Below are 14,938 nucleotides of genomic sequence, written 5' to 3' on the forward strand. Positions count from 1 at the left end.
CCTGATCCCCCCACATCTATTCGTACAGCCAATCCAACGTATCGATACCGTCGTTTTTATGTTCAACATCACGTTGACGCATTTCCTGATCGGCAGGGATAACGCCCAGGACTAGAAATGCCCCTTTGCCGAAATCAAGCGTTTGCCTGCCTGCTTCATATTGAAAGGCGTGGATATTCACAGACGGATAAGCGTATAAGCGCAGCCCTTTGCGTAATACCGGCGCATAACCGCCCCTGTCGTCCGCATGCGTGTTTTCTTCCAGGCTTGGCACTTGCAGCCACTGCTCATCCTTTGAATTAAAATAGCCAATCAGCACTTTCGACGCCTGCTGCAGTTCAATCTCGATGGCCAATCCGTGCAAGCCTGCCTGCCTCTGGCTAAAACGAATGCCGGTGAGCCCGCTCAGCTCTTCTGCGCAGCCAACAATGTGAATGTCACCGTCTGAGAAAACTTCCACCCCTTTTTCCACCACGTACATCTCGGCATGTTCAGATAATAGGTGAAACGGCGCCTCTTGATAGCGAACGATCGGTGCTTTCAGATTCTTTAGAGCTTCAGGCAGCGTACCCGTCTTCAGTTCTTGCAAATGTTTGCGGAAAGCGTTCAACTCAGCTTCATACACCGGTAAACAAGCGCTCCAATGCCTGAAATCAAGACCGCCTCGAATCGGAACTTTCCTCTGCGGAGTCTGCATAGAGTTAGCGAATAAGTACGTTTTTTCTGTAAGCGTTGTCAGATCTCGATATCTAGCTAAACTTTGTTCCAATTCTGCCGCAGCCTCTTCCAGCAAATCGAGACGGTTAAAATACTCCCCTTTGACCGAGTGTTTATAGGTTAAGATGAGGATCGCTGCCTTGATTTTGTGGACATAACTTTCCACCATATGGCGGATTGCGGACATATCGCCGGTCAATCTTTCAAATTCATCGCTGTTTATACTCACTAGACTTCGAGCCCGTTCGATTGCCTGTACCGCGTCCTGCGCATGTCTTTGCGCATCGGTCATAATATCCACCGGCGTCTCCCCGATGTGAGGCTCGCCACTCAATTCCTTGATCACATATTCCTCCAGCCGTTCACCTTGCGGGGACTGCGATTCCCATAAATCCGGCCATGGCATATGTCTTTCAGGATTCGTGAGTTGGCTCATCGTCATCCCAAGGCTCATCGTTTGGCGATTGCCTTCGGTAATTCCGAACCTGCGCAGCAATTTGGGCGCGCACTCTCCAGAAGCTTCATAGGCATCTAGGATCGCTTCGCCTGCTTCACGGCTGCCGAATCGCTTAGCAAGCGTGTCGATCCAGTAGTTCCGCTCAGCTGCCGGATCGCGATCCGGATTCCAAGCATACCGGAACCAGGCAGCAAACCAAATCCAATCGCGTTCCAACTGGCGAAGCCGCTTCTCTGCGCGATCGGGTGCATACGGCCAATCCCAGAAGAACAAGGGATACAGATGAAGCCCGTTTGCCTTCAAGCGGTACTTAGCAGCCTGCATACATTTTTGAATAAAGGATGGGGCGCCGTATCGGAATGGCTCTAAATTAGCCAAAATATGAACATTGACGATATGAATCGTCTGCAGGGAACCTAAACGATTGTGCGTTTCTTGCCATTTGCCTCGCGGTGTATAGGTAGTCAATGATTCGCCATTGTATTTGGCTTCCGTATACAAATTCGGGTACAGCGGAAGTGCAGCCTCAATGACTTTTTGCGGCTCAATGGCATGGGAACGCAAAATAATCGGCGGTTTTTCCTTCACGTTCGAATCTTTCAGCCCTTCTAACAATCCTGCAAGAATCGTTTCATTAAACCATTGGGCGCCATAAATTTGCCCTTGAAGCGCTTCGCCAAGGCAAACCATCAGCCCGGCATTTGGGAATGACTGAACGAAAGCGGCGATCGATTTTTTATAGTAATCACTCGTTATCTGAAGCGGCTTCGGTTGATGCAGCTTTAGACCGTGTTTCTGCGCAAATGGCAGTGGAATATGGATGTTATAAAACTTCAATACGACCCATATCCCCCGACGATCCGCTTCTTCGGTAAGCCAGCGGAACATCTCCCTGTTCAGCGACAACTCTTCTTCTGTCACTTCCAGCGCTTCCGGATAATCCGCAAGCTTAACCAGTGAAGAGAAGGGATGACCGGACCATAAATAGACCACGTTGCACCGCTGTTCAACCATCATATCCAGGAAATCCCGCCATAAAGAGCGGTCGTAAAACCATGGAAAGCGGTCCGTCGTAATTGGGTATTCATACGTCTGACGTGGCGGTTCTACAGTCGTCTTCTGCAGTCCGATCGCAGGTCCGCGCAATGAAAAACGCGGTGCATCTCCATAAGCAATGTCGCTAGGCAGCCTCTGAGCGTCACTGACTCGGCGCGCAAGCTCCAAGCAGCCGTACAAAACGCCCGAATCGCTTCCTCCGGAGATTGCCGTTAAGCTGCCGGGACAAGAGGCCAAATAAAAACCTTCTCCCTCCGGAGCTTCCGTGTGGTACAACAAAACCTCACGCTGTTCCAATTGTTGTACAAAGTCTGATTCCTGGCGGTTGCCAATATATATTTTCAATCCCTGCACGGACCTGTAGTTTTCCAACGTCCAAGGTACTTCTGCGTCATGCACCGAATAACCGGCTTTTTGGAGCGCCTCTCTCAGTTGTTGGATACCATATGCCACACGCGGTGCAGAGTTACGATCATATCCAAGCGTAACGTCTTTCATTGTTATCTAGGCCCTCCTTTCATAAACAATTCTATGACCGGCACAGCGACGTCCGGCTTCTTTACAGGCAGCGACAAGACTAGCGTGCTCTCATCTCTTCCTTCTTTATAAGCTCCGTTATCAATACCGCTATTGACAAGGCCTTGCTTATAACGGATCTCGGATGCATCGTTTAGCAGCTGTGCATATTCGACTTGACCGGCCAAACCGTGCAGGTGAATACTTTTAAAAGGCCAACTATATACATGCACATATAATCGATTCGTCTCCGGATTATAGGTCAGACGGCAATCTTGCGGACACTCAATCGATTCCGGCGCCTGTGTACAACCATAAATCGAACGGCTGTGGCGCTTCATCCATTCGCCGATTCCTTTTAAACGGTCGATCGTCCGCTCGTCAAATTCGCCTCTCCCGGTCGGCCCTACATTCAGCAGCAAATTGCCGCCTTTACTCACGACATCAATCAGCATTTTGACCAACATATCTACGCTTTTCCAGGATTCTTCATCCCGGTGATATCCCCAGGAACCGCTAAATGTATGCGGCGTTTCCCAAACGACACGTTTACCGTCAATCTGAACCCACTTGGTCGGCAAATACTGCTCAGGCGTCGTAATATCTCCGCCAATTTGCAAGCGATCATTCAATAAGATATTCGGCTGCAGCGAGCGAATCAGCTTGATCAGCTCCCCGCTCCGCCAATCTTCCTTTCCTTTACCGGGCAATCCGTTCTCCGCAGGAAAAGAGAAATCGTAAAACAAAAGGTCCACATTGCCGTATTCGGTTAACAATTCCTTCGTTTGCCCATACAAATATTCGCGATAGAGTGAGAAATCTTTGTTCGCGCTTTCAGCGATAGCCTCCTCATCAAATCGTAAAGGGTGCTTCGTGTCGATGGTGTAATGCGGATGATGCCAGTCGATAAGCGAGTGATAAAAGCCTACCTTCATGCCGCGCTGGCGGAACGCCTCCGTCATAGGTCTGATCAAATCTCTGCCAGCCGGGGTGTTGGGAGCTTTATAATCGGTCAGCTTGCTATCCCATAAGCAGAATCCTTCATGATGTTTGGTCGTTACCACCGCATACTTCATACCCGCGTCATAAGAGAGCTGCGCCCACAAATCTGGATCATACAAATCAGGATCAAATTTATTGAAATATTTGTTACGGTATTTCTCTCCGCTCAATCGCTCCCGGGACTGCAGCCATTCATGTCTAGCTGCCAGTGAATATAGTCCCCAGTGAATAAACAAACCGAACCTGTCGTGCGTAAACCATTCGCTGTCTCCGGTTGTTTGTTCTATTTCGTATGTCATTATGTTTACCCCCTTGTACTTCCCAATGATTAATCGAATGTCTGCAGAACAGACCTGCCTCCGTCCACAACGAGATTAACACCCGCAATGAACTCTGCTTCATCGGAAGCAAGAAACAGGGCTGCATTCGCTACGTCGGAGGGTTTCCCGAAACGTCCGATCGGATGTGTCGCGAGCATGGCACTCAGCTTCTGCTCCCGATTAGAAAATGTCTGCAAGTATTGTTCAGCTAGCGGTGTTTCGATGTACCCTGGGCTGATTGTATTGGCGCGTATCCCTTTACCTGCGAAGTCGACGCAGATGCCTTGAGCCATGGCCACCATGCCTGCTTTAGAACAATGATAGGGAAAATGCCCTTTCTGCGTTCGGAAAACATGGGTTGATCCAATGTTGATGATGCTGCCTCTCCCTTGTTCCGACATCATGGGAATGGCATGCTTACAGCAGTACCATGCGCTCTTCAAATTCAAATTCATCACATGCTCCCAATTGTCATCATCAGCTGTCAAAACGTTTGCCGAACAACTCACCCCAGCATTGTTAACCAAAATATGAAGGCCCCCGAAGTGGCGTTTGGCAGCTTCCATCAGCATGATCACACTGCTCTCAGCACGAATGTCGGCGCATATAAAAGCAGCCTTCCCACCCGCGTTTACGATCGTTTCAACAACCCGTTCCCCATCTTCCGAGATGTCATTCACAATGACACTGGCGCCCTCCTCGGCGAATCTCCTGGCGATTGCCTCTCCGATTCCGGAAGCCGCGCCGGTAACAACGGCTACCTTGCTCCCCAGTCTCATGCCTTCACTCCTCAAAATGACGATACTTTTCTGCAGCGCTGATCTCAACTCATGATCAGTTTACAAGAAAGCAAGCAGCCCATTATAGGCTGAATTCATCACATATATAGGTGACGCGCTTCACATGCTTCCTTCTCTCTTTCCCGCATTTGCCAGAATGCCAAACAACGTTAGATTCGCGCCCCTCTCATTGAGTGCTCCTCTAGCGTTGTTTGGCATCGTTGCAACCGCAAGCGACGAGCTGTGCGCATTCCTACGATGTTTCTACGTTGCAGGGACACGCGCGCGCTGAATGCTTTTCAACGCCCTTCAACAGCTTTCAGCCATGTCGTGGCCATTAGCATATCTCCCAACGAATTCATATGTACGCCATCCGTTGTTAGATCCTGACCCGTTTCCAGCTTCAAAAATTCCACAAAAGCTAGATGCGTAGGGACAAGGACAGCATCGTATTGTTCCGCCAGCCGATTAACGATGTCCACATAAGGCTTTAGCAGCCTATTCCCCGTGGCATCGGGATACTCTTTGATGACCGTCGGCTCCATTAAGATCGCTCGGCAATCCGGTATTTGCTTCGTCTGCTCCAGCAGGCTGCGATATACCTCCTCGAATTTCTCGGGATATACCTGCTCGTTATTGGGCGAATCCAGTTGGCGCCACACATCGTTGATACCTATTGAAATCGAAACCCACTGAGGTTGATGATCAATCACATCAAGCGTCCATCTTTTCTCCAAATCGATGACACGATTTCCAGATACGCCCTCATTGATGATTTTAAGCCCTAACTCCGGGTAAGAAGCCGTCAGATAATCATGGATAAGGCGAACATAACCCGACCCAAGCTTCAATGGATCTTTCTTCCTCCCTTTGTCCGTAATGCTATCACCGATAAACACGATTCTGTCCTTCCTTTTGAACAGCACAATAATACCCCCAATTTCAAATCATTTCAGCAAGTTCCCTCTTCATTAACCGGTACATCGCATCCAACTGCTCCACTTCAAGCTTATGGTTCTCTCTAAAAGCACTTGCATCTTTGGAACGGCAGTGCAGCGAAATTGGCAAGCCTCTCCGGCGAAGATGATATTTCGCATTGACAGGATACATCTGCAGCTCAATCAATGATGCCGCCCCGACGAACGATTGCAGCATGTCCGCCGCTGCCGGCTCCGCGCTCCACTCTTCGGTCAGACTCACATAAATATCAGGGTGAAAGTTGGCCATAACGCCGCTAAAACCCGCCGCACCCATTCGTAAGGAGGCGAGCAGCGTTGCGGAATTGGCATTAAAAATTTGGAGCGAGCTCCCTTTCACCGCTTCAATTTTTGCGGCAATTTGCTCCAAATCGCAGCTGGTATCCTTGAGAAAAGCGAATCTCCCTGTATCCGCACATCGCTTTAGCAGCTGCGGGCTCAGAAGCCTTTTATACGGATAAGGACATTCATAAATACCCATTGGTACAGACGGGACTCTCTCTAGCAATTTCAACAAACGCTCGAACCATATGTCATCCGATTCTTCAGGCCCTGCCAATCGGTTGCTGACTAACACAACGGCCTGAACCCCCGTCTCTGCAACCTGCTGTATCTCCGCTACCTGTTCCTCGAACAGGTCGGAAATATGGCCCGAAGCGATGACCGGAACCCGGCCAGCTGCTTGATTCGTGACGAATCGAGCAAGATCCACTCTCTCCTCTAAAGTCAAATAAAACATCTCGCTTGATTGGCAAACCGCAAACAGACCATGTACGCCTTGGTCAATGTACCACTCAATCAGTTGCTCCAATGCACCATAGTCCACCTTGCCTGTATCGGTGAAAGGCGTCACCATGGTTGGCCAAACGCCTCTTGGCATATTTACAGCCATTTCCTCAGCTCCTTTCTTCCTGCTTTGTCGAAGCGACTTCTTCCAAATACGCATCCATTACTTTTCTAAGTTCGGCTTGCGCCGATGGGCTCAGCGGTTGTACCGGCAATCGAGGTTGCCCTGCAGGCAGCCCGATCATGCACATCGCTTCCTTCAGAACGGAAGGGAGTGTCCCCAACGAAAACGCGCTGCGCAAAGCTCGCAGATGACGCTGCTGCAGTTCGGCTTCCACCAGATTCCCTTGTTTCCACAAATCGTAGATGGACTTCACGATCTCTGGAAATACGTTGGCTGTTGCCGCAATAGCTCCGTGTCCTCCAGCCATTAATGTCGGCAAAATGAGTGAATCCGTTCCAGCCAATACAGAGAAGCTCGGTCCAGACAACTCCAGGTATTGCAAAATCGTATCAAAACTGCCGCTGCTGTCTTTGATCCCAACAATGTTAGGCACTTTGCTAAGCTCCTTCACGGTTTGGGGCTGCAGGGAATTGCCAGTCCTTGCCGGGATGTTATACAGAAGAACAGGAAGTTCCGTCGCATCCGCTATCATTCGAAAATGAACGAGCAGCTCCTGCTGGGTATACGTCAAAAAATACGGTGTAATGACAGATAAAGCATCTGCTCCCATACGTTCCAATCGTACCGCCAATTCAATCGATTCCTTCGTACTTGCACATCCGGCACCCACATAGATCGGAAGCCTCCCTTGCGCTTCCTCAATGACAATTTCGGCGACTCGCAGTTTTTCCTCAAAGGTCATGGAGAAAAACTCCCCATTCGTACCGAGACAAAACAATCCATGCACATCTGCGTTGATCAATCGGCGCGTTAATTGCCGCAAAGCAGCTTCGTCAATCTGATGATAAGCATCGAACGGTGTAACCATAGCCGGAATGATACCTGTCGGTTGTAATAAACGATCCATTACATCTCTCCTTCTTTAGGCGGGAGCGAAGTTACCCGCTGCTTTTCATGAATTCTGGGACACGCAGTCAGGGAAGCAGTTTACGGTAAACAGCTCGAATTTCAGCCAAATTCATTGATTTTGGATTATTATTTAAAAGCCTCGTCACTTTGGAAGCAGCAACTGCCAAATCATCTACATCAGCATCGGTTACACCGAATGCTCGCAAATTTTGCGGGATACGCATCTCAGCCGTCCACTCGAATATACGCCGATTGACCGCTTCCGAGATGTCATTTCCTGACGCTACGCCATCCTGCAGCCCCATTGCACGGGCAACATGACCGAGTCGGGTCTGTATGGCATCCATATTAAAAGCCATGACATGCGGCAGCAGCATCGAATTCGCAACGCCGTGCGTAATATTGAATTTACCCCCAAGCGGATAGGCTAATGCATGCACGGCTGCTGTGCCAGCCGAACTAAGCGCCATTCCGCCATACATCGATCCAAGAAGCATATGTTCTCTTGCTTTAAGATCGGATCCATGATGATAAGCTTGGAGCAAACTGCCGGAAATTAAACGGATCGATTCCAGTGCAAACATATCGCTAATAGGGTTGGCTTTCGTGGATATATAGGATTCCAGCGCATGTGTAAACGCATCCATTCCAGTCGCAGCCGTGATGTGTTGCGGGAGGCTTACGGTTAGCGCAGGATCGATAATGACCATCATAGGCAGCAAGTGCCTGCTTACAACGCCCACCTTCAGTTCCTGTTCCGGAATCGTCACGATTGCGTTCGGTGTCACTTCTGAACCGGTGCCTGAAGTTGTCGGAACCAATACGGTCGGGATCCCAGGCTTCGAGACAAGATCCGTCCCAATGAGACTCCTTACATCCACGGGATCGGTCAGTAGGACGGAAAATAGTTTCGTTGCGTCAAGAACGCTCCCACCGCCAATCCCGATGAACAAATCAACAGGTTCGGCGGCGATGTCGCCAAATACTTTTTGAATATTATCGACCGTCGGTTCCGGTTTCACGTCAGTTATACATCTGCTGGATATTCCAGCCTGCGATAGATCGGCTTCAAGTCGATCAATGACCCCCATCGCTTTCAGTGAAGGTTGCGTTACGATCACCGCATGCTTGAAATCTCCGTACTGTTTTAGTCTAGGAGCCAGTTCGGCTATTGCATCATGTCCGGCGACAATGCTGCCGGCTGTCTGGAACTTAAAAGGCGCGAAACCGTGATTACCCCTCACACAAGCCCCTCCTTTCGAGCTATACTGCCTGAATTTCCCCCTCATCCTACGCCCGCTATTTCGTCATGTCAATGCTGCCGGGATCTGAAGATCGTATTGACCTATATATCGGGTTCAATACCCCACACAGCAAGTAAGCGCTTAATTGTAATCTGAATATTGAGCTTGCTATAGGATTTTCTTATGAAGAGGAGCGTGCCATGTTGCATATACAGCCTTATCTCACTCCATATAAATTGGGCAGTCCGGTTCTTGTCGGTTCGGGGGTTCCGGGTCACTTCGACGAGCGTGCGGTCGATTGTCCGTTCGTCTTTCAACATAACGACATGTTTTACATGATGTATGTGGGTTTTGACGGAATTGGTTATCAAACGGCATTGGCAGTAAGTCATGACCTCACGAACTGGGAGCATTTAAGTGTCATTCTGAAACGAAATGAGCGTTCATCCTGGGATTCCGTTAATATCGCAGGCACCTGGATCATGAAAGAAAATCGTCTGGATGCTCCCCCGGTACTGAAAAAATGGAACAACAAATATTGGTTGGTTTATCATGCTTATCCAGAAACAGGCTATGAGGAAGGTTCAGCTAAAATTGGCATCGCTTGGACAGAAGATGAACAACTGCTCGAATGGCACCGGTGTCCAGAGCCGATCCTAACGCCAGAAGAAGGCACCGATTGGGAAAAAGGCGGCCTCTACAAAGAGTGTCTTGTTGAGCATGAAGGCAAGTTTTATTTGTTTTACAATGCCAAAAACAGTAATAAGGGGCGCTGGATCGAACAAACGGGCGTCGCTTTCTCCACGGATTTAAAACAATGGCAGCGATACGAACATAACCCTGTCCTACAGGTTACGCCAGATGGATGGGATTCAGGATTTGCCAGCGATCCGTGCGTGCTGCATGACCAGGACCGCGACCTATGGATCATGTATTACTTTGGCTATAACTACAAACAAGCACAGGAAGGAATTGCCCTTTCTCGTGATCTTTTACATTGGGAAAAATATCCTGAACCAATCATTCGTGTTGGCGATGAAGGCAGTATCGACTCTATTTTCGCCCATAAGCCCTCAGTCATTACGCATCAGGGCGTACTTTATCACTTTTACTGCTCGTGCAGGCGGTATCGAGAAGGCGATGCAACCAAAAACTACGGGAAAGAGTTCCGAACCATCAGCGTTGCAACATCACAACCGATTGATTCGCAATCACGATGACAAAGGGGGCAAAACCGATGCAAGTGGATGAAATGTTTGTAGAAAGCAAGCGCTGCCCCCTCGGGATTGATGTCCTCCAGCCAGCATTCGGCTGGAGTTTTGCCGATGCGCCGATACGTTTGCAAATGCAGACTGCCTACAGAATCATCGTTTCGTATAGCGAGGAAGACTTACAGGTGAATAAAGGCAGTGTATGGGACAGCGGGCAGCGTTTCAGCAAGAAGAATGTTCATATCTTATACGAAGGCCCCCCGCTTCAATCACGGCTTCGGTATTATTGGAAGGTGCAAGTTTGGGATCAAATTGGACAAATGACCGAGAGTCCTGTTTCGTGGTGGGAAATGGGTCTGATACAGGACAATGATTGGTCCGCGCATTGGATCGCTCAATTTGACAACGAGCCGGTAGAGAAGCCGGCCCTTCCCTTATTCAGACGGGAATTCCACCTCGACAAACCTGTGGCGAAAGCCAGAGCCTATATATGCGGGCTTGGACAGTACGAGCTTCGGCTCAACGGAAACAAGGTTGGCGACAACGTTCTGGAGCCCGGCTGGACAAACTATGACAAGACTTGTCTTTACTGCGTCTATGATGTGACGGAGGAAGTGAACGAGGGTCTAAATGCGATTGGCGTTATGCTGGGCAACGGATTCTTCAATGTGACTGGCGGCCGTTACAGTAAATTCAAGCATTCTTTTGGCACACCTCGATGTCTCGTACAGCTGGAAATCACACATACCGACGGCACAGTAGTCCAAATTAACAGTGATAGGAATTGGGATTGTGCACCGGGGCCTATTCTCTTTTCCTGTATGTATGGGGGCGAAGATTTCGATGCTCGCCGCCTGATAGCGGGCTGGGATCAGCCTGGACTTACTTCCCTCGACGTATGGAAACCAGCCGTCGAAGTGAAACGGCCGGCAGGAAAATTGAAGTCGCATGCGATTCCCCCATTGAAAGTGATGGAAACGTTCCAGCCTGCGACTATTACTGCGCCGCTTCCCGGCGTGTACGTGGCTGATTTCGGACAAAACTTCTCAGGATGGGTTAGCATCCGCGTAAAAGGCCCTCAAGGCGCGCAAATTACGCTGTCCCCTGCCGAATTGCTGAAGGAAAACGGCACGATTAATCAGAAATGGACCGGTTCGCCCAACAAGTTTACTTATATCATGAGCGGAGACGTTGACGAGGAAGAATGGTCGCCGCGTTTCAGTTATAGCGGGTTCCGATATGTGCAGATCGAAGGCGCAGTGCCCGTCCATTCAGAAGCAGACGATTACAATACCCCCGTTCTGCTCGGACTGGAGGGCCGCATGATATATCCGGACACCAAAGTTCATGGAAATTTCATGTGCTCCAATGAGCTGTTAAACCGTACGCATGTAATCATTAACCAAGCAATCCTAAGCAATATGAAGAGCATATTTACCGATTGCCCGCACCGGGAAAAGCTAGGATGGCTCGAACAAGTCCATTTGATGGGTCCTTCCGTTGCCTTTAATTATGATGTCGAGCAGTTGTTCATTAAAACGATGGAAGACATCCGTGACTCCCAGCTTCCGAACGGTATGGTACCGACGACCGCGCCAGAATATGTCGTCTTCTCTGAGAAATGGCATTGTTTCCGGGACTCCGTATCCTGGGGTGCCGCCTATGTTCTCACAGGTTGGAATTTGCTGCAGCTATACGGCAATCACCGAATTTTGACCGAGCATTATGAAGGAATGAAAGCCTATATCGACTATATAACCGCCAACTCCGATCAGTTGATTGTACATAGCGGCCTCGGCGATTGGTACGATGTCGGCGAAAATCCGCCTGGTTTCGTTCAAAACACGCCGGTTGCGCACACCGAAACGGCCATGTTTTATCATATCGTCGATGTGTTTACACAAATCGCAAATCTTTTGAACCACAGCGAAGATGCCATCCATTATGCTAATCTGCGTGAAAACATCAAAATAGCATTTAACGATACTTTTTTCAATGACAAGACGAAGCAATATGCTACTGGTAGTCAAAGCTCCAACGCCATACCGCTTGTTCTAGGTCTTGTTGACGATCCGTATAGGGAAACTGTTCTTTCCCATTTAATCAAAGACATTGCATTGCACGGGTATCATACGACAGCAGGCGATATTGGCCACCGCTACGTACTGCTTGCACTTCTCCAAAGCGGCCGTTCCGACTTGATCTATGCCATGAGCCAAAAAACCGATCACCCTAGCTACGGATATCAAATCATGCAAGGTGCGACAACGTTGACGGAAGCTTGGGACGGTCCGACCGTCGGCAAATCACAGAATCATTTCATGCTTGGCCATTTGGAAGAATGGCTCTATAGCGGATTGGCAGGCATCCATTATCGGTATGATTCCGATTTCGAAAGCTACAAGCTATCCATCCGACCGGCCATACTTCAAGGCCTGAGCGAATCGGCAGCCGAATACCGGTTGCCAGCCGGACAGATGCGCGTCAAATGGACATACAATGCGGCGCATCGTTTGACGCTTGAGGTAACCATTCCAACAAATTGTGTGGCGGAACTATATGTTCCTTCTTTATCCGTGGATACACTGCTCGAAAGCGGAAAATCGGTTAAGGATGTAGAGACCATTCAGATTGTTGCCCTTGAGGACAGTCATGTTGTCGTGCGCGTAGGCTCGGGCAATTATGTTTTTGAAGCGCTGTTTGAAAATGAGACCAGATTTATTAACTTTTCCAGGGTGGGGTGCTGCAATGATAGATCGTAAAGCTTTAGTCCAACGCCACAATCCGGTCATTTCCAGCTTCGATAAATTTTCTTCCCTATCCGTAGGCAACGGGAATTATGCCTTTACGGTTGATGCAACCGGATTGCAAACATTTCCAACCCTTTATAGCGACGGTGGTGTGCCCCTTGGTAACTTCTCCAATTGGGCGTGGCATACACACCCAAATCCAAATGACTATCAAGTGGAAAAATTCCCGCTTACTTATTACCCTACCTTCGGCGGGAGAAGTGTCGGGTTCCCGTATATGCCACCTGGTCAAATTACCGAGGAGTACAAGTGGCTCAAGTTTAATCCTCACAAACTTCATTTAGGTATGGTTAGTTTTCGTTTACTGTTGCCTTCTGGCGAGGAAGCCTCTGCTGACGACTTAAAGGAAATAGAACAGGTGCTTGACTTGTGGAAAGGTGTCATTGAAAGCCAATTTTCAATCGGCGGCAATAAAACCGCTGTCACGACCTGCTGTCATCCTACTCAGGATTTGATTGCCGTTCGCGTTAAATCCAAATTGATTCGACAGGGACATATCCAGATTGTCTTTCGTTTCCCTTACGGGACTTGGAAGTTCGCAGGCGTCGATTGGGAAAAATCCTCTCGGCATGAAACGGAAATCCCGAGCTCCAGCAGCACCTTCGCCCAAATCCAGCGGAAATTGGATCAAGATTCATATACGCTAACGGCAGCTTGGTCGAATGGCTCCTTGACCCGTGATGAGCAAGACCAACATTTACTTCTTTTAACCCCATCACCGGACCACGATGAGTTCGAGCTTCGTTTCAGGTTTACACCGGAGGCAACCGAAACCGAATTGCCAGCTTTCGAATCGGTCATAGCCAGCTCTGAGCAGCATTGGAAAAACTTTTGGACTTCAGGTGGAACCATCGAACTTATTGACAGCAAAGATACGAGGGCTCACGAGCTTGAACGAAGAATCGTGCTCTCGCAGTATTTGACGGCTATACAATCATCCGGCTCGCTGCCACCGGCGGAATCCGGTCTTACCCATAATAGCTGGGCCGGTAAATTTCATTTGGAAATGCACTGGTGGCATTCCGTCCACTTCGCACTCTGGAATCGGGCAGATTACTTGGCAAACAGCTTGGAATGGTATAGCAGCATTTTAGATAAAGCCCGAAATCTCGCTGCTTCCCAGGGATACGAAGGTGCAAGATGGCCGAAATGCGTTGCACCGGACGGCATAAATGGTCCTTGCTACATTGAGCCTTTTCTCATCTGGCAGCAGCCACATCCCATTTATTATGCCGAGCTGATCTATAAACTCAAAGGCACGAAAGAAACATTGGAGAAGTACGCGACGATTGTCTTCGATAGCGCTGCTTTCATGGCTTCTTTTGCAGAATGGGATCAAGAGCAGCAGCGGTACGTGCTGGGTCCGCCCGTAGCCCCTGCACAAGAAATATTCGATCATGCAACGACAATGAATCCGACCTTCGAGTTGTCTTACTGGGCTTTCGGACTATCCACAGCCATTGCATGGAGGGACAGACTAGGACTCCCAAGGGTAGAGAAATGGGAGCATGTCCTTAATCATTTGTCCCAACTCCCTGAAGTTGATGGACTTTATGTCGCTGCGGAAACAGCTCCCGATACATTTTCAGGCGGCAACGGCACCAAAGATCACCCTACCATGCTGGCTCCGCTGGGAATCCTCCCCGGCAACATGGTAGATCGCGAAACGATGCTCAGGACACTTCACGAAGTCATCAAGGAATGGAACTGGGATGCGACATGGGGGTGGGATTACCCGATGGTGGCCATGACGTCGGCAAGACTTGGCGAAACGCAATTAGCCGTAGATACCCTCTTGATTGACAAAGTCACCAACACCTTTCTCCCTAATGGCCACAACTACCAGCGAAAACCATTAACGGTGTACCTCCCCGGCAACGGGGGCCTGTTAAGCGCCGTGGCAATGATGGCAGCCGGTTGGGAAAACGGACCGGAAACTCATGCACCGGGATTTCCACAGGATGGTTCGTGGAACGTGAGATACGAAGGTTTGGAAAAAATGCTGTGATTCCATTGTGATCCGTTAACGT

The 14,938-nt window shown here is 49.2% G+C and carries 10 protein-coding genes; 3 read left to right on the forward strand and 7 right to left on the reverse strand.

Annotation, left to right across the window (positions count from 1 at the left end):
* Positions 1-16: 16 nt before the first annotated feature.
* From J2Z65_RS10265 to J2Z65_RS10295, 7 genes are all read right to left on the reverse strand, one after another.
* Entirely contained in the window at positions 17-2,728 is a 2,712-nt protein-coding gene (locus J2Z65_RS10265; protein ID WP_167065185.1) for a hypothetical protein, read from the reverse strand.
* A gap of 2 nt (positions 2,729-2,730) precedes the next feature.
* The gene (locus J2Z65_RS10270; RefSeq protein WP_167065188.1) at positions 2,731-4,047 is read right to left on the reverse strand and encodes an alpha-L-fucosidase; all 1,317 of its coding nucleotides are present in this window, start codon (positions 4,045-4,047) and stop codon (positions 2,731-2,733) included.
* Positions 4,048-4,076: 29 nt separating this feature from the next.
* Positions 4,077-4,847, reverse strand: coding sequence for an SDR family NAD(P)-dependent oxidoreductase (locus J2Z65_RS10275; protein ID WP_167065191.1), 771 nt, complete (start codon positions 4,845-4,847; stop codon positions 4,077-4,079).
* Positions 4,848-5,146: 299 nt separating this feature from the next.
* Complete coding sequence (locus J2Z65_RS10280; RefSeq protein ID WP_167065195.1) at positions 5,147-5,773, reverse strand: GDSL-type esterase/lipase family protein; 627 nt, start codon at positions 5,771-5,773, stop codon at positions 5,147-5,149.
* Positions 5,774-5,789: 16 nt separating this feature from the next.
* Complete coding sequence (locus J2Z65_RS10285; RefSeq protein WP_167065198.1) at positions 5,790-6,716, reverse strand: dihydrodipicolinate synthase family protein; 927 nt, start codon at positions 6,714-6,716, stop codon at positions 5,790-5,792.
* Positions 6,717-6,720: 4 nt separating this feature from the next.
* Positions 6,721-7,641, reverse strand: a complete 921-nt coding sequence (gene dapA, locus J2Z65_RS10290; RefSeq protein WP_167065201.1) for a 4-hydroxy-tetrahydrodipicolinate synthase — start codon at positions 7,639-7,641, stop codon at positions 6,721-6,723.
* Between the two features lie 67 nt (positions 7,642-7,708).
* Positions 7,709-8,887 (reverse strand): iron-containing alcohol dehydrogenase, encoded by a 1,179-nt coding sequence (locus J2Z65_RS10295; protein WP_338111780.1) that lies wholly within the window; start codon positions 8,885-8,887, stop codon positions 7,709-7,711.
* 200 nt (positions 8,888-9,087) lie between these two features.
* On the opposite strand from J2Z65_RS10295, the gene J2Z65_RS10300 reads away from it, so the two are divergent.
* From J2Z65_RS10300 to J2Z65_RS10310, 3 genes are read left to right on the forward strand one after another with little or no spacing between them, the layout of a single operon-like run.
* The gene (locus tag J2Z65_RS10300) at positions 9,088-10,107 is read left to right on the forward strand and encodes a glycoside hydrolase family protein (protein ID WP_240159948.1); all 1,020 of its coding nucleotides are present in this window, start codon (positions 9,088-9,090) and stop codon (positions 10,105-10,107) included.
* Between the two features lie 17 nt (positions 10,108-10,124).
* Positions 10,125-12,860, forward strand: a complete 2,736-nt coding sequence (locus J2Z65_RS10305; RefSeq protein WP_167065207.1) for an alpha-L-rhamnosidase — start codon at positions 10,125-10,127, stop codon at positions 12,858-12,860.
* Positions 12,847-14,916 (forward strand): glycoside hydrolase family 65, encoded by a 2,070-nt coding sequence (locus tag J2Z65_RS10310; RefSeq protein ID WP_167065210.1) that lies wholly within the window; start codon positions 12,847-12,849, stop codon positions 14,914-14,916. The genes J2Z65_RS10305 and J2Z65_RS10310 overlap by 14 nt, the downstream gene beginning before the upstream one ends.
* The last annotated feature ends 22 nt before the right edge of the window (positions 14,917-14,938 follow it).

This window comes from Paenibacillus aceris (genome assembly GCF_017874035.1).
Classification (GTDB): Bacteria; Bacillota; Bacilli; order Paenibacillales; family NBRC-103111; genus Paenibacillus_E; species Paenibacillus_E aceris.